This window comes from Devosia sp. A369 (assembly GCF_054489345.1).
Genome location: NZ_JBTMWV010000001.1, coordinates 631,979 through 649,630, shown reverse-complemented (window position 1 = coordinate 649,630; position 17,652 = coordinate 631,979). Strand labels below are relative to the sequence as shown.

The following is a 17,652-nucleotide window of genomic DNA, read 5'->3' as shown; positions in this document are numbered from 1 at the left end:
TCTTTGAATTTTTGGGCTGTTTCGCGCCGGGTGATCGGCGTTGTCGCTGTGATGCTGGGGTTGGTCGTGCCCGCCATGGCGCATCCGCATATTCTGATCGATGCCAAGGCCGTGGTGGTGTTTGACAGCACTGGCGCGGTGGCCGGGCTGCGCCATGCCTGGACTTTCGACGCGGCCTTTTCGGCCTGGATGGTACAGGGGCTCGACACCAATGGTGACCGCGTCACCAGCCCCGAGGAATTGCAGCCGCTGGCCGACGAGAATATGGCCGACCTCGCCGATTTTGGTTTTTACACCTATGCCGGCGCGCGCGATGCGCCGATGGCCTTCACGGCAGTGGGCGACCAGCGCATGGTCTATGACGATGGCCGGGTGACGCTGAGCTTTTCGGTGAATGCCACCACGCCGTTGCCGGCAGGCGGGCGGTTCGAGCTGGCGGTGTATGACCCGGAATATTACGTCGCCATCAGCTTTGCCGAGGCGACGGATGTCACGCTGGAGAATGCGCCGGACAGTTGCGCAGCGGTGCTGGTGCCGCCGACGCCGATGGACCGGGCGGTCGAGGAACGGCTCTATGCGCTGGGGCCGGAGGTGCTGGAACTGCCGCCCGATCTTGCGGCGGCGATGCGCGGCACGCAGGGCATGATCGCGGTCAATTGCGGCGCTGCGCCGGTGGCGGCGACGGCGCTGGAGGCAGCCAACCAGGTTGCCGAAGCGCGCCCGGCCACGCCGTTTGGCGGCCCGCCGCCGGAGCCGGGACTGAACCTGCCACGCAGCGGCTTTTTCGGCTGGCTGCAGGACCAGCAGCGCAATTTTTATGGCGCCATGACCAATTCGCTCGACGCATTGCGCACCGACTGGACCGCGTTCTGGGTGCTGGGCGGGCTGAGCTTTCTCTATGGCGTGTTTCATGCCGCCGGGCCGGGGCATGGCAAGGTGGTGATCTCGTCCTATGTGCTGGCCAACGAGACGCAGCTGCGGCGCGGGGTGAGCCTGAGCGTGCTGTCGGCGATGCTGCAATCGCTGGTGGCGGTGGTGTTCGTACTGATCGCGGCGGGGCTGATGGGCCTGGGCAGTGTCGCCCTGGGTGACGCCGCCAACTGGATCGGTATTGCCTCCTACGGCCTCGTGGCGCTGCTGGGGCTGTGGCTGGTGGCGCGCAAGATTTTTGGCTGGGGCCATCATCACCACCACCATGAGGATATGACGCAGAAGGCGCGTGGGCATCTGCATGATCATGTTCATGAACATCACCGCGACCATGATCACCATGACGGCCATGCGCATGTGGTGACGCCGCAGGCGGCGAGCGGCAGCTGGCGCGAGCAATTGGGCGTGGTGCTGGCGGTGGGGCTGCGGCCGTGTTCGGGGGCGCTGGTGGTGCTGGTGTTCGCGTTGTCGCAGGGGCTGCTGGTGGCGGGAATCGCCGCGATGTTCCTGATGGGGGCGGGCACGGCGATCACCGTGGCCCTGCTGGCGACACTGGCGGTGACGGCCAAGGGGCTGGCGCGGCGGATCGGGGGCGTCGACAACCCGGTGACGGGAGCGATTGTCTGGTGGGTGGAGCTGTTGGGGGCGTTTGCGGTGCTGGCCTTTGGCGTGCTGCTGCTGATCGCGAGCCTCTAGCGCGACCCATCGCCGCCTTGCGGATGACGGTGGAGCGGTTAAGGTGCGCCCCAGCCTAGAACCCTTCCAAACTGGCCGCTCATGTCCCAAAATTTTCCGCCCGATCATCCCTTCGTTCAACCGCCCAAGATCGGCGTCGTGCTGCTCAATCTGGGCACGCCGGATGCGACGGATTACTGGAGCGTGCGGCGCTACCTCAAGGAATTCCTCAGCGACCCGCGCGTCATCGAGACGCCGAAGTGGCTGTGGTGGCCGATTCTCAATCTGGCGATTCTGAGCGTGCGGCCGCAAAAGAGCGGCGAAGCCTATGCCCAGATCTGGGATAAGGAAAAAAATGAGAGCCCGTTGCGGGTGATCACGCGCGACCAGACCGAGGCGCTGGCGGCGCGGCTGGCCGGGCACGACAATATCGTGGTGGATTTTGCCATGCGCTATGGCAATCCTTCCACCAAGAGCGTGATGGAGAAGCTGCGGGCGGCGGGTTGCCAGAAGATCCTGCTGGTGCCGCTCTATCCGCAATACTCGGCGACCACGACGGGAACGGCCAATGACAAGGCGTTCGAGGCGCTGGGGACGATGCGCTGGCAGCCCGCCGTGCGCACCGCGCCGGCCTATTTCGCCGATGCAAAATATATCGAGACGCTCGGCAATTCGATCCGCGATGGCGTGGCAGCGCTCGACTTCGAGCCGGATTTGGTGGTGACCAGCTATCACGGCATGCCGGTGGAATATCTGGAGCGGGGCGACCCGTATTATTGCCAGTGCCACAAGACCACGCGGCTGGTGCGCGAATATCTGGGCTGGGACGAGTCCAAGATCATGGTGACGTTCCAGTCGCGCTTCGGCCCGACCAAGTGGCTGGAGCCCTATACCGACGCGACGCTGGCGGCGTTGCCAGGGCGCGGCACCAAGAAGATCGCTATTCTGGCGCCGGCGTTTTCGGCCGACTGCATCGAGACGCTGGAAGAAATCGCCATGGAAGGGCAGCAGATTTTCAAGGACGCCGGGGGCGAGAACTTCGCCTATATCCCATGCCTCAATGACAGTGCTGCCGGCATGGACATGATCGAAGCCATGGTACGCCGCGAACTGGGCGGCTGGATCTAGGCGACCGCCTACTGGGCCAGCTTGCCGCCGTCGATGATGGCTTTGACTTCGCGTTCGACGGTGTCGAGCAGGCGGTTGATGGCCGAGACGGCGGCGTCGACGTCACTGGCGAGGATGGCGTCGGCCAGCTCGCGGTGGATGGGGAACGAGTCGAGGCCGAAATTGTCGGCGGCGAAGGGCGAGTGGCCGCCGCGTTCCAGCGCGTGATCGAGATTCATCAGCAACTGGCCATACATCGGATTGCCGGTGGCGTCGTAAATGGCGCCATGGAAGGCGTGGTCGGCCTTGCGCCAGGGGCGGCCGGCATCGACTTCAATCAGCAGCACATCACAGAGCCTGGAAATCTGCTGGCGCTGGTTGGTGGTGGCCTTGAGCGTTGCCTTGCGCACGACGTCGTTTTCCAGCGTGCGGCGGATTTCCATCAGCCGCAGCAGCGCTTCGCCTTCGAGGCGGACCATGGTGGGCACCAGCCCACGCGAGGTCTGCACCCGGGCGGAGAGATAGGTGCCATCGCCACGGCGGCGGCGGATGATGCCCAGCCCTTCCCAGCGATTGAGCGCTTCGCGGATGGTGGAGCGGCCGACGCCGAGCGTGGCGGCCAGCGAGACTTCGGGCGGCAGGCGGTCACCGATCTTGAGGCCGGAGCGCTCGACCATATCGGCCAGCGCGTCGAGCACCGCCACCCCCCGGGTGCGGGTTTCGAGTGGCTCGAGATAGCTCAGGGCCGCCTGTGTCACTGCGCCATATCCTCCTGGTGTGTCGCTGGCTCCACACATCACAGTTTGCGGGGTTTGTCAGCCTTGCGATGCGGCGCGCGGGGCGGCTGAGGCCGAAAGGCCGAGCAATTCGGTCAGCGCGTCGATCAGTAAATCCATCTGTGGCTTGGAATTATAGCCCTGCACCGAGAGGCGCACGATGCAAATGTCCTGCCATTTGAACACGGGAATTTCGATATTGTAGCGGGTGAGCAGCGCGTCCTTGATGGCTTCGACGTCGCAGTCGGGCACTGGCATGGCGACCATTTGCGGGGCACAGAATTCGGCGGCGCTGAGCGGGGCGAGGTCGGTGCGTTCGCCAAGGCGGCGCGCGGTGTCCTGCGCCAGGGACTGGCAATGGGCGGCGACGGCATCCCAGTCATTGTCGCGGCGGAACTCCAGCGCTGCCGGCACGGTGAGCCAGGCAGATGGGTCGCGGGTGCCCTGCATTTCCAGCTCATCGATGAAGGGCGAATTGCCGAACGCGCCCTTGGTCCCCGGCTCCTTGGACTTGTCGGTCCAGCCATGGCTGATGACCAGCGGGTTGAGCAGGGGCTGCATTTCGGGGCGGGCGTGGAGGAACGCCGAGCCCTTGGGGGCCATCATCCATTTGTGGCAATTGCCGGCATAGAAATCGGCGCCGAGGGCATCGAGGTCGAGCTTGATATGGCCGGGGGTGTGGGCGCCGTCGATGACGCTCCAGATGCCGCGCTTGCGGGCTTCGGCAATGGCGCGTTCGATGGGGAAGAGCAGGGCGGTCGGCGAGGTGATGTGGCTGAGGAACAGCACCTTGGTGCGCTCGGTCATGCCGGCGAGAATGGTGTCGGTGAACTGCGCCTCGGTCAGCAGCGGCATCGGCACTTTGACCACGACCACTTCCGCGCCGGTGCGGCGGGTGACATAGGCCCAGGTCTTTTCCAGCGCCGAATATTCGTGGTCGGTGGTGAGAATCTGGTCGCCGGGTTTGAGGTCGAGCGATTGGGCGACGATGTTGAGGCCGAGCGTGGCGTTGGTGAGGCCCACGAGGTCTTCCGGGCTACAGCCCAGTTCGGCGGCGAGCGCGACGCGGGGGACGCGCATATTCTCGGTCAGCTTGCGGCCGAGGAACTCCACCGGCTGGCCTTCCAGCTCGAGCTGCCAGTTCTGGTAGGTGCTGAAGACCGGGCGCGGGCAGGCGCCGAACGAGCCGTGATTGAGAAAGACGACATCCTCGCGAATGAGGAATTGCCGGGCGAGATTTTCGGACACTTCAACGGCCTTTCAGGGTCGGATCGAGGGCATCGCGCAGGCCATCGCCAAACAGCGTGGTGGCCAGCACGGTGATGGCGAGCGCGGCAGTGGGGAACACCGCCATGTGCCAGTAGAAGAACATGAAATCGATGCCCTCATTGATCATCTGGCCCCAGGTCGGGGTGGGCGGGGGCACGCCGATGCCGAGGAAGCTGAGGCTGGCTTCGAGCATCATCGCCATGGGGATGGCGAGCACGAAGCCGACAATGATCGGGGAGATCGAATTGGGAATGAGGTGGCGGCGGATGATATACCAGGGGGAAGCCCCCAGCGCCTGCGCGGCCCGGACGAATTCCTTTTCGCGGAAGGCTTTGACCTGGGCGCGCACCAGCAGGCACACCTGCACCCAGCCGAACAGCGCCGCGATCAGTACGATGGTGAAATAGCCGCCGCGGGTGAGGGCGCCGAGCAGCATGGCGGCCAGCAGTGGCGGCACCACCGAGAACAGCTCGATGACGCGCATGACGATCCAGTCGGTGCGGCCGCCGAAATAGCCGGCCAGCGCCCCGAGGGGAATGCCGATGATGATGCTGAACACCGCAGCGGCAAAGCCGATGGTGAGCGAGACGCGGGACCCGTAGACGATGCGGGTGTAAAAATCGCGGCCCAGATCATCGACGCCGAACCAGTGCTGGGCCGAGGGGAAGGCCAGCGCCTCCTTGCGGAACAGCTGGGCCTCGGGTGGGGCGGGGGTGATCAGCGGCGCGAAGATGGCCATCAGGATCAGGATGGCCAGCACCACCCCGGCGGTGACGGCGGCCTTGTTGCCGGTGAAGCGCCGCCAGGCGAACCAGAGCGGATTGCGCTGGCGATAGGCGGGGGCGGGGGCAGCGATAGTCATGGCTCGCCTCCGACGCGGATGCGGGGGTTGATCAGGGCATAGACGATGTCGCTGAGCAGATAGGCGATGCAGTACATGAAGGTGATCATCAGCATCAGCGCCATTTCGAGGGGATAATCGCGACCCTCGATGGAGGAGACGAAATAGGCGCCGAGCCCCGGCACGCGGAACATGGCTTCAACGAAGATCGAGCCGGTGGCGGTGCCGATGAACATCGGCAGGAATACTGTGACCAGCGGGATCGCCGAATTGCGCAGCACGTGCTGGAAGACGATGCGGCGCTCGCTGAGCCCCTTGGCGCGCAGCACGGTGACGAAGGGGCGGTTGAGCGTGTCGAGCATGGCCGAGCGGGTGTAGCGGGCATAGGTGGCCAGCGGGATCAGCGCATAGGCGGTGATCGGCAGGATCCAGCGCTCGGGCTTGCCCCAGCCGCTGGCGGGGAGCCAGTTGAGCCAGACGGCGAAGACCAGGATCAGCAGCATGGACGAGACGAAGACTGGAATGGTCAGGCCCAATGTCGCCAGCGTCGAGGCGAGATAGTCGATCCAGGTGTTGCGATTGAGCGCGGCGGCCATGCCGAGCAGAATGCCAAGCGGGGTGCCGATGACGACGCCGAGGCCGCCGAGGACGAGGCTGGGGACCCAGGCGCGGGACAGCAGTTGGGTGACGGTTTCGCCGGGGCTTTGATAGGGCACGCCGAAGTCGAAATGCAGCACGCCCCACATGTAGCGCAGATACTGAACATACAACGGCTGATCGAGGCCGAGCTGGGCCATCAGCTTGGCCCGCACGGCGGCGGAGACCGGCATGTCATTGGCGTCGAACGGCCCGCCGGGAATGGCGTGCATCATGAAGAAGATGATGAGGGAGACGACGATGAAGGTGACGGCGACCGAGATCAGGCGGCGCAGGATGTAGCCTAGCATGATGGCGTCCTCGCTGCCGGGTGCGTGGGACTCCACCCCCTCCTAGCCTCCCCCTTCAAGGGGGAGGTAAAGATCGAGTTTGGGGCGCGATCTGGGTTTACCCATCGGACAGTACCTCCCCCTTGAAGGGGGAGGTTAGGAGGGGGTGATTTGCTGAGCTGCTGCATATCGATCTCCCTCACGTGGTCACAATCGCTTCGACGCGATGGTTGGGGGCGATGGTCACCAGTTGCGGGGTGGCGTTGGGGGCGAGGCCGGTCTGGATCACGGTGTAGCGCGGCGTTTGCGCGGCGATCTGTTCTGCGGCGAGGAAGCTGCGGGTGCGGCGGTCGCGGGGATTGGCGGCGGGGATCGCGTCGAGCAGAGCGCGGGTATAGGGGTGCTGCGGTTCGTTGAAGATGCGGTCGGTGGGCGCTTCCTCGACGACGCGGCCGCGATACATGACGACGACGCTATCGGTGAGCGATTTGACCGTCGATAGATCGTGGCTGATGAACAGCATGGAGAGGCCCATTTCGGCCTGCAACTCCTTGAGCAGGCCGATGATCTGCGCCTTGACGGTGACATCGAGCGCCGAGGTGGGTTCGTCGGCCACCAGCACAGTCGGGCCGAGGATCAGGGCGCGGGCGATGGCGACGCGCTGGCGCTGGCCGCCAGAGAGTTCGTGCGAATAGCGATTGCCGAAATTGCGCGGCAGGCCGACGCGTTCGAGCCAGTCGAGCGCCTTTTCGGTCTGTTCGCGGGCGGTGCCAACGCCATGGATATGCAGCGGTTCGGCGATGATCTGGGCCAAAGTCATCATCGGGTCGAGGGCAGAATAGCTGTCCTGAAACACGATCTGCATGCGGCGGCGAAAGGCTTTGAGCGCGTCGGAGTCGAGGCCGGAGATATCGGTGCCATCGACCAGGATCTGGCCGCTGCTGGGCTCGGTGAGGCGCATGGCCATCATGCCGGTGGTGGTTTTGCCGGAGCCGGATTCGCCGACCAGGCCGACGATCTTGTTGCGCGGCAGCACGATATCGACCGGGTGCACGGCGTGGAAATCGCTGTAGGTCGAGAGCAGGCCCGCGCGGCGGCGGATGCGGTAGGTTTTGGCGAGACCGCGCAATTCGAGCGCCGGGGCAGCGGTGGCATCGTCGCCGCGCGAGGGGTCGAAACTGGTGGTGAGGCTGGCGAGCAGGGTTTTGGTATAGGCGTGCTGCGGGGCATCGAATATCTGCTGCACCGAGCCTTCTTCCATCACCGCGCCGTCATACATCACCAGCACGCGGTCGACGGTTTCGGCGATGACGCCGAGGTCATGAGTGATCATGATCAGGGCCATGCCGAACTCGGCCTGCACCTGTTTGATGAGCTGGAGTATCTGCGCCTGAATGGTGACGTCGAGCGCGGTGGTGGGCTCGTCGGCGATCAGCACTTTGGGGCGGCAGGAGAGCGCCATGGCGATCATGGCGCGCTGCAACATGCCGCCGGAGAGCTGGTGCGGATAGTAATTGAGCACGTCGCCGGCGTTCTTGATTTCGACGCGCAGCAGCAATTGTTCGGCTTCGGCCAGGGCTTCGCGTTGCGAGACGCGGCGGTGGGCGCGGATGGTTTCGCCGATCTGGTGGCCGATGGTGAAGACCGGGTCGAAGGCGGTCATCGGGTCCTGAAAGATCATCGCGGCGGCGCGGCCGCGCAGGCGGGCGAGGTCTTCCTTGTTGGCGGTGAGGACGTCGATGCCGTCGAGGCGGAGCTTGCTGGCGCTGACATTGGCGGTGGCGGGCAGCAGGCGCAGCAGGGCGGCGCAACTGACCGATTTGCCGGAGCCGGATTCGCCGACAATGCCGAGACTTTCGCCCTCGTTGACAGTCAGGCTGACGCCACGGACCGCATCGATCTGGCCGCCATATTGGCTGAAGCTGACCCGGAGGTCTTCGATTTCGACAAGTGGCATGGGTTGGCCCTGGCAGGAGAGAAGGGCGCCTCCCAGTCCGGGGACCGGGAGGCGCGGCAAGACCGGGATTACTGCTTCGTCAAATGCGTGAAGAAGTAGTGGGCCAGGCGGTCGAGTGGGGTGAAGCCCAGGGCATTGGGCTGGGAGGCATCGCCGCCGAGTTCATCGGAGATGACGGCGATGGTGATCGGGTGGACCAGCGGCACGATCAGCCCCTGATCGATCATGATCTGCTCGGCCTGGGCGTAGAGCTGATAGCGGGTATCCCACTCCGAGGCGGAGTCGGCCTCGGCGACGATCGCGTCATATTCGGGGATGTGGTAGCCGTGCCGGCCGCCATTGTAGAAGATGCCGTAGAAGTTGGACGGGTCGAGATAGTCGTACTCATAGGGCGCGATGAAGATGTTGTTCTTCTTGTTGAGCAGCCCATCCATCCAGTCGGCGCCGGGCAGGACGCGGATATTCATGGTGATGCCCAGCACGTCCTTGAACTCGGCCTGCAGGAACTGCGCCATGGCCGGGATGATGGCGCCGTTATAGCCACCCTCTTCGCGATACCAGATCTCGATTTCGGGGAAGCCCTCGCCATTGGCGAAGCCGGCATCGGCCATGAACTGCTTGGCCTTTTCGGGGTCAAATACGGCCTCGGCGGCGATGTCGGGATTGTAGCCAGGATAGCCCGGCGGCAGGATCGAACCGGCGGGGATGGCGATGTCCTTGAGCACGGTTGAGGTCAGCTCGTTGCGGTCCACGGCATAATAGAAGGCGCGGCGGACATTGACGTCGTTGAACGGCGCGGCATCCAGATCGTAGGAAATATAGGAGGTGGCGAAGACCGCGTTCTTGCGGATGCCATCGGGGTAGCGCTGCGTCGCCACCGGCACCTGGCCGGTATTGAGGAAGGAATAATCCGCATCGCCGGCGAGGAAGGCCGGAAGGCCCACTTCGGGCGCGCCGAGGGTGGGGTCGATTTCGAGGCGGTCGATCTGGGCCTGCCAGGGGCCGGTATAGGTGTCGGACTTGGTCATCACGACCGAGTTGTTGGATTTTTCCCAGCTCTCCAGCTCGAACGGGCCCGAGGAGACGATGGTGTCGACATTGACGGCCCAATCGTCGCCGAATTTGTCGAACTGGTGTTTCGGCACCGGATACCAGAGGCTGGTGACCGAGGGCAGATAGGGTTTTGGCGCGATGGTGGTGACTTCGATGGTCAGATCATCGACGGCCTTGAGGCCGAGGGTGGAGACGTCGGCAGTGCCTTCGGTGACCTCTTTCCAGCCCTTGATGCCGCCGGCAAAATCCCAATACCAGGCAAAGTCGTAGCCGGTCGTGGCGGCGCGCTGCAGGGCGAAGATGTAGTCATCGGCCGTGAGCGGTTCGCCATCGGACCAGACCAGGCCAGGGCGCAGCTTGAAGGTCCAGGTGAGGCCATCCTCGGACTGGCTCCAGCTTTCGGCCGCCATTGGCGTCAGCTCGAATTCCTTGTCGAAGGTGGCAATCGGCACCTGCAGCAATTCGGCGAAGGTGGCGCGGTCATAGACCGTCTTCATGTAGTCCATATAGGTGCCGGTGGTGGACTGCCCCGGCGCGACGACGGTGGTCTGGGCCAAAACCGGTGCCGTCAAAGCCGTGGCGACGGCCAGCACTCCGGCGAATTTCAGCATTGAATTCATCATGCTCCCTCCTTGTTGCAGATGCTCTTCTGGACGTTTCCGTAAGCCGCTCCTTGCCGGAGCTGGTCATTTTGCGCCTGGCGCCGCTATCCGCGACGGCCCGGTTTCCTCCCGAAACCAGTCCAATGCCATATGTCTGACAAATCCAATTTTGCTTGGCAAGCCAGCTTGTGCGAGGGGCGTTCACTTTGTTGGCGGCGGAGGGGGCGGCACCACCCGGCTGGTGAGGGCGTGGCTGCCACGGATGTGGGCGGTGTCGCCCCCTCCCCCTTGAGGGGAGGGTTGGGGAGGGGGTGGTTTGGTGGGGCACTGATGGACCCCCACCCCTGGCCCCTCCCCTCAAGGGGGAGGGGAGGGCAAGAGCCGATGATTTCCTGTGCCGGAAACGTTCTATCCCCTTCCCATCAGGCTGCGGGCGGCGGTTTCGATGGCGGCGGCGTCGATGCCGAAATGGGCGTAGAGGTCGTTGACGGTGCCGGTCTGGCCGAAATGCTCCACGCCGAGCGTGATGGTGCGGTGGCCGAGGACGCTACCGAGCCAGCCCAACGTCGCCGGATGGGCGTCGATGGCGGTGATCAGGCCGGCATGGCGCGGCACGTCGGCGAGCAGGGTTTCGATGTGGCAGGTGGCAGTGCGGTCGCCATGCAGGCGCGCTCGTTGCGCGCCGTGCCAGCCGGCATTGAGCCGGTCGGCCGAGGTGACGGCGAGCACGGCGACATTGCGCCGGTCGCCGCCGATGGCTGCCGCTGCGGCGATGGCTTCGCTGGCGAGCACACCCTGATAGGCGATAACCACTTCGCACTCCGGCGTTGGGGCTTTGAGCCAATAGGCGCCGCGAATGATGGCATCGGACAGGGACTGGTCGACGCTGCGGGGTGGTTGTTCGATGGCGCGGGTGGAGAGGCGCAGATAGACCGAGCCGCCGGTGACGTCGCGCGGCCAATCGGCCAGATCGGGGCGGGCATCGCCGGAGCGCTGCATATAGTCAAACGCCCAATCCATGATGATCGACAGCTCGTCGGCAAAGGCCGGCTCGAAGCTGGCGAGGCCATCCTGCGACATGCCGATCAGCGGGCTGGCGATGGACTGGTGCGCCCCGCCTTCGCCGGCCAGCGACACGCCGGAGGGGGTGGCGACCAGCAGGAAGCGGGCGTCCTGGTAGCAGGCATAGTTCAGCGCATCGAGGCCGCGCGAAATGAACGGGTCGTAGAGCGTGCCGATGGGCAGCAGGCGCTCGCCGAATAGCGAATGGCTGAGGCCGGCCGCGCCGAGCGCGAGGAAAAGGTTCATTTCAGCGATGCCCAGCTCCAGATGTTGCCCCTCTGGAGTAAAGCGCCATTTCTGGGCACTGGGGATAGCTTCTTTCTGGAAGGTGTCGGCCATCTCGTGGCTGGCGAACAGATTGCGCCGATTGACCCAGGTGCCCAGATTTGTGGACACCGTGACGTCGGGCGAGGTGGTGATGATGCGGCGGGCCAGATCGCTATCGGTTTTGGCGATGGCGTCGAGGATTTTGCCGAAGGCGGTCTGGGTGGAGGTGGCGCCGGTGCCGACGAATTGCGGGCCGATGGTGGCGACGGCGGGCGAGGTGTGGCGACGGGATGCACTGGTGTTGAACGGCACCTGGGCGAGGAAGCGCTCGATGGCGGCCGGATGCTCCAGCCCTTCGAGCTTGTCCCATTCATGGCCCTCGCGGACATTCATCGCCTGGCGCAAAGTATCCATCTGCGCGCCGGTCATCTGGCCGGCGTGATTATCCTTGTGGCCGGCCAGCGGCGTAGACCAGCCCTTGACGGTGTAGGCGATGAACACCGTCGGCTGTTCGGTGCCGGCGGCCTCGAATTGTTCGAGCAGGCTCTGCGTGCAATGGCCGCCGAGATTGGCCATCAGTTCGGCCAGTTGGGCATCGCTGCGGCGGGCGAGCAAAGCGCTGACCTTGCCCTGATCGCCGATTTCGTCATTGAGGCGCTCGCGCCAGGCGGCGCCGCCGCGGAACATCAGCGCCGAATAGATGGCGTTGGGGGCGGCGTCGATCCAGGCCTTGAGCTTGTCGCCGCCCGGTTCGGCGAAGGCGGCGCGTTGCAATGCGCCATATTTCAGGGTGACGACCTTCCAGTCGAAGGCGCGGAAAATGGCTTCTATACGGTCGTAAAGGCCCTCGCGGACCACGCCGTCGAGGCTCTGGCGGTTGTAGTCGATGATCCACCAGGTGTTGCGCAGGCCGTGTTTCCAGCCCTCGAGCAGGCATTCGTAGACGTTGCCCTCGTCCAGCTCGGCATCGCCGACCAGCGCGATCATGCGGCCTTCGGGGCGACTGGTATCGGCCCAGGATTTGGCGCGGACATAGTCCTGGATCAGGCTGGCGAAGGCGGTGAAGGCGACGCCGAGGCCGACCGAGCCGGTGGAAATGTCGACGTCGTCAGTATCCTTGGTGCGGCTGGGATAGGATTGCGCGCCGCCAAAGGCGCGGAAATTCTCGATCTTGTCCAAGCTCTGTTTGCCGAACAGGTACTGGATGGCGTGGAATACCGGGGCGGCGTGGGGCTTGACCGCCACCCGATCCTCGGGCCGCAGCACGCCGAAATACAGCGCTGCCATGATCGCCGCCATCGAGGCGGAACTGGCCTGATGGCCGCCGACTTTCACCCCGTCGACATTGGGGCGAATGTGATTGGCGTGGTGGATCATCCAGTTGGAGAGCCACAGAATCTTGCGCGTCAGCGCCTCAATGCTGGCGACCCGCGTGTCCGTCGCTCCGCCAATGCCGCCGCTATCCATGAGGCCTCCCCGCAATTTTGACGATTTTGCGCCTTGCGGGGAAGTCTTTCTCGTCTATTTTGACCCGTACGGCGCAGGATGGCGCAGGATTTAGGAAGATTTGAGCAGGAAAATGGTGAAAACCGCCGAAATCGCGCTGACCGCCATCGATCGCAAAATCCTGCGGGCGCTGCAGGAGGATGGGCGGATGACCATCCAGGCGATTGCCGACCGGGTGGGCCTATCGGCGTCGCCCTGCCTGCGCAGAATACGCCAGATGGAGAGTGCGGGGATTATTGCCGCCTATAGCGCGACGGTGGACCAGACGGCGGTGGGGCTGCCGGTTTCGGTGTTCATTTCGATCAAGCTGGAGCGGCAGCGGAGCCATGAGCTGGATGCGTTCGGCGCGGCGATCAGCCGGTGGCCCGAGGTGATGGAATGCTATCTGATGACCGGACAATTCGACTTTCTGCTGCGGGTGGTCTGCGCCGATCTGGGGGCCTATGAGCAGTTTTTGCGGGAAAAGCTGACCCAGGTGGAGGGCGTCGCTTCCATTGAGAGCAGCTTTTCGCTGGGGCAGGTGAAATATTCGCGGGTGCTGCCGCTCTAGCCTACCAGCGGTGCTGGAAGCCGAATTCGGGGCCGAAAATCGGACCCTCGAAACGGGGCGGGGTGACCGGAATTTTGGCGGCCCAGCCGACCAGATAGGAGGCGCGCACCCAGCCGGTGTCGGTGACGAAGCACCATTGTTCATTGCGGGTGCAATAATCCAGCGTCACCTCACTGCCGTCGGCAAGGTTGCCGATGGTGGGATAATGGCTGCCGGGACCGGTGCGCACCGCGGTATTGCCGCCGCTGACCCGTGCCGTCGGCGCCGCCAATGCGGGCGCGGCCAGAGCGACGCTGAGGAGCAGCGCGGCGATGGCGGCAAGGCTGGCCTGGGCCGGGCGGGAAAATGGGCGCATGGGAGCCTCCGGGGACGGTTTGGACACTGAGACTGGCAATGCCTCAGCGCTGTGGCGGTTGCAAGGCACGCCGAAATGCCGCCCGACGCAAGCGCCGGCGGGGACACGGTAACGGGCGGCCTTTGACTCCACCGAATAGTACAAAGCGAGCCAAGGGCCGCCCGTCACGAGCCGGATTTTAGGCTGGGGCCGGTTCAGGCGCGACCATTCTTGCAGGTTCGGCTGCCGGGCCGGGAGCACAGCCCTCCTGGCCTTCAATGCTGCAAATGTCGCCGAGGCGAGATTTGTCCGGCTGTGCCGGATCCAGCGACGAAATCCCCTACCCAGGCGGGCGCCCCCTCCTGCCGGTCTTCCCACCCGACCCTGCGTAGGGGCCGCGTGAACTGGCGGGAATGGGAGCATGATGGCATGCGGGTCATGGGGCGGGGATAAGATTTTTTGTTTTTCGCGCTGTACGCCTTCGTCATTGCCGGGCTTGTCCCGGCAATCCATCTTCCCAGGGCGCAGTGTGGACCACCCGGATAAACCGGGTGGTGACGGTGGGGAGGGCTCAGCGATGCGGCGAGGGCAGGCCGTCCGGGCCGAGCCGGCGGGCATTCGTGCCGGCACTGGTGTCAGCACTGGTGTTGGGCTTGGTGAGGTGGAGATAGCGCCCCTCGAAGGTGACGGCGGCGCCGCTGAGCCGCGTAACCAGAATGGCAAAATCGGCGGCGGTGAATTTGACCTGCGGATCGAGGGCGACAAAGCGCGGCAAAGCGGGCTCCCGGCAAAACAGCCGATTGGCGGCATCGATGGCGGCATTGAGCGTTTGCACGCTGGCCTCGCTGATCACGCCGGAGGGCTTGTTGATGCGCAGCACATAATTCAGCGCGGCGAGGTCGACCGAGAGGCGGTTATAGGCGGTGATGGATTTGCCGCTGAGGCTGCGGGGGCGTTTGGACATGGTGGGCTCCGGTGAACGGGATAACCGGAGAGTGTAGCGCGGCTGGCGGGCGCGGGGAGAAGTTGGGGTCTGGTCCGCTGGTTCGGTGCGTGTGGCCCACCCCCACCCTTGATCCCTCCCCACAAGGGGGAGGGAGGCGATGAACACCGGCATCACAACCTGCGCCTCCCTCCCCTTGATGGGGAGGGATTGAGGGTGGGGTGGGGCCAAGCACACCGGCGCGACAGCCCACCCCCCTCGGGCGAGGCCGTTGGATGGACAGACCACGCGTGAGACGCGATGGTGTGTCGGGGGACGAGGATGCGAAAACTATTCTGGGTGCTGGCCGGACTTATGGCCTTGGGGGCGCTGGGCAATATTATCGGTGGCACGGACACGCCGGTCATTGCCTCGACCAATCCTGCCGCCGTGCAGGCAGCGATCCCGACCGCACCGGCTTTCGAAGCGACCATGTTCGTGTCGGCCAGCAGCCTCAATCTGCGCGAGGCCCCGACCAGCGGCGCGCGTGTGCTCACGACTTTGCCGCGCAATACGCCGGTGCGGACCGGTGAGCGGCGCGGTGGTTGGGTGCAGGTCTCGGTCAATGGCCGGGTCGGCTGGGTCAGCGATGACTATCTCGGCGCCACACCTATCGCGCCAGCGCTGTCTGTGCCGGTGCAAAGCCAGCCGAGACAGCGCGTGGTGCAGCAGCCGCAGAATGCCGCGTCCTGCCCGTCGCGGCGCTATTGCACCGAGATTAGCTCCTGTCAGGAAGCACGGTTCTATCTGGCCAATTGCAGCTGGGGGAGCAAGCTGGATGGCGACGGGGATGGCGTGCCGTGTGAGAAGCTTTGTCGGTAGGGGGCGATCCTCGGTGGACCGGGCTGGCAGGATACTGCCCACCCACCGCGTCACCCCGGCGGAAGCCGGGGCCCATCCTGAGTTCGTTTAATGCGGCCCCATCTCAGGATGGGTCCCGGCTCAAGGCCGGGATGACACCGAGTTTGTGTGGGCTGTTCGGCTTAATCTGGCGAGAGCAAATTGTGCGGCGGGATAAGGGCGGACCCGCAACAAACTCGACCTCTCTCAAGTGCGACCAAAAAACAGCAACGAGACAAAATTCATGCTTGTTCAGCAGGCAAGGAGCAGAATTCGCATCGCCGTTGTCTTTAACAACGATTGCAATTATGAAGATGCGGTCAATCGGGGGGCATGAATTGGCGACTTATCTTGCAGAAAATTCTATTCGGACGGCGGTAAGCCATCTTTGTCGCTTCGGTGATACCGACATTTTTCCTCATCTAATTGAACTCGTCTACCTGGCGGAAAAGGTGGATGAGATCGTAGATCAGCTTAAGTCGTACGATGTTTCCAATTTCCAGCCGTCTCATTCTGTCGAAGCATTAGCACCAAAATCCCGCTACGGTTTCAGAATTGCGAACCAGCTAATTATGCTTGATGCTCTGCTCCTAATGGCAGGAACTGTAGACATCGCGCCTGATTTGGAGAATTTTAAGGCGCCAAATGAAGTGTTTGGGCCGTTTTCATACAGATTTGAGAATAAAGGTTCCGGGTCTGTATTGAAGGATGGCCGGACATATCGAGATTGGATTGAGTTTCAGCGAGAAATAGCTAAGGATGAGACTATTGAATTTGTCGTTTTTACCGACATTGCCGATTTTTATCAGAGAATTTATTTTCATAGAATAGAGAATGTTCTTCGCGCTGCCTCAGCAAATAAAGGCGTTGCTTACTTGATAGAGAAGATTATCAAGAAGATACGTGCGAAGCAGTCTTATGGAATACCTGTGGGTGGAACAGCGTCACGGTTTATTGCCGAAGCTGTGCTGTCGGATTTTGATCATGCTTTAGAAGCTGAAGAGTGCGAATTCACTCGTTTTGTTGACGATATCCGAATTTATGTACGTCAAGGGGAGAGCGCGTATCGTTCTTTGGCATTTGCGGCTGAGGTTCTTCTGTCAGAGGGGCTCACCCTGAATGCTCAGAAGACGCGGGTTGTTACCCGTGAGCAGTATGTGGACTTTCTTGATGATGAGGGACTGGACGCATTCGATGAGGCGCAGCGCGCCGCATTAGAATCGCTCTCCAATTCACTCTACTTTGATGAAGCTGAGGAGCCTGATGAGGAAGAACTGGCTGCTCTGCAAGCGCTGAACCTAGTCGAACTACTCTCCGACCTACTAAGTGCAGAATTTTGGGACTTTGGAAAAATTCGTTCTATACTCAGGGCGCTCCGAATTACCCAGAATGCGGAATGCGTACAGTTTATCGGTGATAACCTGGAGTTGTTGCTTCCGTTTATCAAGGATGTGGTTCTGTTACTTGATAATCTTTCAAAGTCTGGAGCGCTTCCAAATGGATTTGATATCACACCGTCAGTTGTGGGCCATCTTAAGGCTGGCGCCGGGCGAAGCGTCCCGGTGATTAGAGCGTGGCTCCTAGAGCTATTTGTTCGACGGGTGACACCAATAACGGCAAAGACACTCGGAGAAATTGAGCGAGTCTCTGAACTCGACGGCCGGCAGATCATACTAATTAATGCGACAATCGCTAACGTGGCCTATTTTCGTAAAAATAAGACCCGTTTCGATCAGTTTAGTGTTTTTGAACAGTACGCGCTGATAGTCGGTGCGACCTGTTTGCCTAAGGATGAGTACGAAACCTGGGTCGATGCAGTAAGGGGCGGGATGGGCCAGCCTCTCGATAAATCTTTTTGTGACTGGGCTAAGTCAAAACAAGGGAATTTTGGCTCGATAGTTACAGATCTTGCTAACCTAGCTCAAGCGAGCGACGGCCAGTCCTAGGCCCTTCTGGGTCGTGCCCCAAGGGCTCG

14 protein-coding genes are annotated in these 17,652 nt (G+C 62.9%); 5 read left to right on the top strand and 9 right to left on the bottom strand.

All coding sequences use genetic code 11. The features are described 5' to 3' along the window. The first annotated feature begins 3 nt into the window (after positions 1-3). Both ACX3OZ_RS03210 and hemH read left to right on the top strand, forming a co-directional pair. Positions 4-1,626 (top strand): HoxN/HupN/NixA family nickel/cobalt transporter, encoded by a 1,623-nt coding sequence (locus ACX3OZ_RS03210; RefSeq protein ID WP_459103802.1) that lies wholly within the window; start codon positions 4-6, stop codon positions 1,624-1,626. An 81-nt stretch (positions 1,627-1,707) separates the two neighbouring features. After that, positions 1,708-2,733: a ferrochelatase gene (hemH, locus tag ACX3OZ_RS03205; RefSeq protein ID WP_459094877.1), complete on the top strand. Its 1,026-nt coding sequence runs from the start codon at positions 1,708-1,710 to the stop codon at positions 2,731-2,733. Between the two features lie 8 nt (positions 2,734-2,741). Here hemH and ACX3OZ_RS03200 read toward each other — a convergent pair whose 3' ends face one another. From ACX3OZ_RS03200 to ACX3OZ_RS03170, 7 genes are all read right to left on the bottom strand, one after another. Next, a complete protein-coding gene (locus tag ACX3OZ_RS03200; protein WP_459094878.1) occupies positions 2,742-3,470 on the bottom strand; it encodes a FadR/GntR family transcriptional regulator in 729 nt (242 codons plus the stop codon). Between the two features lie 57 nt (positions 3,471-3,527). Continuing rightward, positions 3,528-4,736 (bottom strand): aminotransferase class V-fold PLP-dependent enzyme, encoded by a 1,209-nt coding sequence (locus tag ACX3OZ_RS03195; protein WP_459094879.1) that lies wholly within the window; start codon positions 4,734-4,736, stop codon positions 3,528-3,530. 1 nt (position 4,737) lies between these two features. Further along, positions 4,738-5,619, bottom strand: coding sequence for an ABC transporter permease (locus ACX3OZ_RS03190; RefSeq protein ID WP_459094880.1), 882 nt, complete (start codon positions 5,617-5,619; stop codon positions 4,738-4,740). Continuing rightward, positions 5,616-6,545: an ABC transporter permease gene (locus ACX3OZ_RS03185; RefSeq protein WP_459094881.1), complete on the bottom strand. Its 930-nt coding sequence runs from the start codon at positions 6,543-6,545 to the stop codon at positions 5,616-5,618. Before ACX3OZ_RS03185 ends, ACX3OZ_RS03190 begins: the two co-directional genes overlap by 4 nt. A 178-nt stretch (positions 6,546-6,723) precedes the next feature. Continuing rightward, positions 6,724-8,481: an ABC transporter ATP-binding protein gene (locus tag ACX3OZ_RS03180; protein ID WP_459094882.1), complete on the bottom strand. Its 1,758-nt coding sequence runs from the start codon at positions 8,479-8,481 to the stop codon at positions 6,724-6,726. Between the two features lie 68 nt (positions 8,482-8,549). Beyond that, entirely contained in the window at positions 8,550-10,157 is a 1,608-nt protein-coding gene (locus ACX3OZ_RS03175) for a peptide ABC transporter substrate-binding protein (RefSeq protein WP_459094883.1), read from the bottom strand. A gap of 387 nt (positions 10,158-10,544) precedes the next feature. Beyond that, the gene (locus ACX3OZ_RS03170) at positions 10,545-12,932 is read right to left on the bottom strand and encodes a transketolase (RefSeq protein WP_459103801.1); all 2,388 of its coding nucleotides are present in this window, start codon (positions 12,930-12,932) and stop codon (positions 10,545-10,547) included. Positions 12,933-13,044: 112 nt separating this feature from the next. On the opposite strand from ACX3OZ_RS03170, the gene ACX3OZ_RS03165 reads away from it, so the two are divergent. Then, positions 13,045-13,521, top strand: coding sequence for an Lrp/AsnC family transcriptional regulator (locus ACX3OZ_RS03165; protein ID WP_459094885.1), 477 nt, complete (start codon positions 13,045-13,047; stop codon positions 13,519-13,521). Between the two features lies 1 nt (position 13,522). On the opposite strand, the gene ACX3OZ_RS03160 is transcribed toward ACX3OZ_RS03165, so the two are convergent. Together ACX3OZ_RS03160 and ACX3OZ_RS03155 are read right to left on the bottom strand one after the other, a co-directional pair. After that, positions 13,523-13,876 carry an SH3 domain-containing protein gene (locus ACX3OZ_RS03160; protein WP_459103800.1) on the bottom strand — a complete coding sequence of 118 codons (354 nt, stop codon included), beginning with the start codon at positions 13,874-13,876 and terminating at the stop codon, positions 13,523-13,525. A gap of 550 nt (positions 13,877-14,426) precedes the next feature. Continuing rightward, complete coding sequence (locus ACX3OZ_RS03155; protein WP_459094887.1) at positions 14,427-14,819, bottom strand: hypothetical protein; 393 nt, start codon at positions 14,817-14,819, stop codon at positions 14,427-14,429. 300 nt (positions 14,820-15,119) lie between these two features. Between ACX3OZ_RS03155 and ACX3OZ_RS03150 the strand changes: the two genes are divergently transcribed. Beyond that, positions 15,120-15,659 carry an SH3 domain-containing protein gene (locus ACX3OZ_RS03150; RefSeq protein ID WP_459094888.1) on the top strand — a complete coding sequence of 180 codons (540 nt, stop codon included), beginning with the start codon at positions 15,120-15,122 and terminating at the stop codon, positions 15,657-15,659. Between the two features lie 356 nt (positions 15,660-16,015). Continuing rightward, the gene (locus ACX3OZ_RS03145; RefSeq protein ID WP_459103799.1) at positions 16,016-17,623 is read left to right on the top strand and encodes an RNA-directed DNA polymerase; all 1,608 of its coding nucleotides are present in this window, start codon (positions 16,016-16,018) and stop codon (positions 17,621-17,623) included. Positions 17,624-17,652 lie beyond the last annotated feature (29 nt).

Bases quoted from the DNA above. Each gene is read 5' to 3' on its own strand.
- hemH (WP_459094877.1), top strand. From the start codon at position 1,708: ATGTCCCAAAATTTTCCGCCCGATCATCCCTTCGTTCAACCGCCCAAG.
- ACX3OZ_RS03175 (WP_459094883.1), bottom strand. From the start codon at position 10,157: ATGATGAATTCAATGCTGAAATTCGCCGGAGTGCTGGCCGTCGCCACG.
- ACX3OZ_RS03160 (WP_459103800.1), bottom strand. From the start codon at position 13,876: ATGCGCCCATTTTCCCGCCCGGCCCAGGCCAGCCTTGCCGCCATCGCC.
- ACX3OZ_RS03150 (WP_459094888.1), top strand. From the start codon at position 15,120: ATGCGAAAACTATTCTGGGTGCTGGCCGGACTTATGGCCTTGGGGGCG.
- ACX3OZ_RS03170 (WP_459103801.1), bottom strand. From the start codon at position 12,932: ATGGATAGCGGCGGCATTGGCGGAGCGACGGACACGCGGGTCGCCAGC.
- ACX3OZ_RS03180 (WP_459094882.1), bottom strand. From the start codon at position 8,481: ATGCCACTTGTCGAAATCGAAGACCTCCGGGTCAGCTTCAGCCAATAT.
- ACX3OZ_RS03165 (WP_459094885.1), top strand. From the start codon at position 13,045: ATGGTGAAAACCGCCGAAATCGCGCTGACCGCCATCGATCGCAAAATC.
- ACX3OZ_RS03155 (WP_459094887.1), bottom strand. From the start codon at position 14,819: ATGTCCAAACGCCCCCGCAGCCTCAGCGGCAAATCCATCACCGCCTAT.
- ACX3OZ_RS03190 (WP_459094880.1), bottom strand. From the start codon at position 5,619: ATGACTATCGCTGCCCCCGCCCCCGCCTATCGCCAGCGCAATCCGCTC.
- ACX3OZ_RS03185 (WP_459094881.1), bottom strand. From the start codon at position 6,545: ATGCTAGGCTACATCCTGCGCCGCCTGATCTCGGTCGCCGTCACCTTC.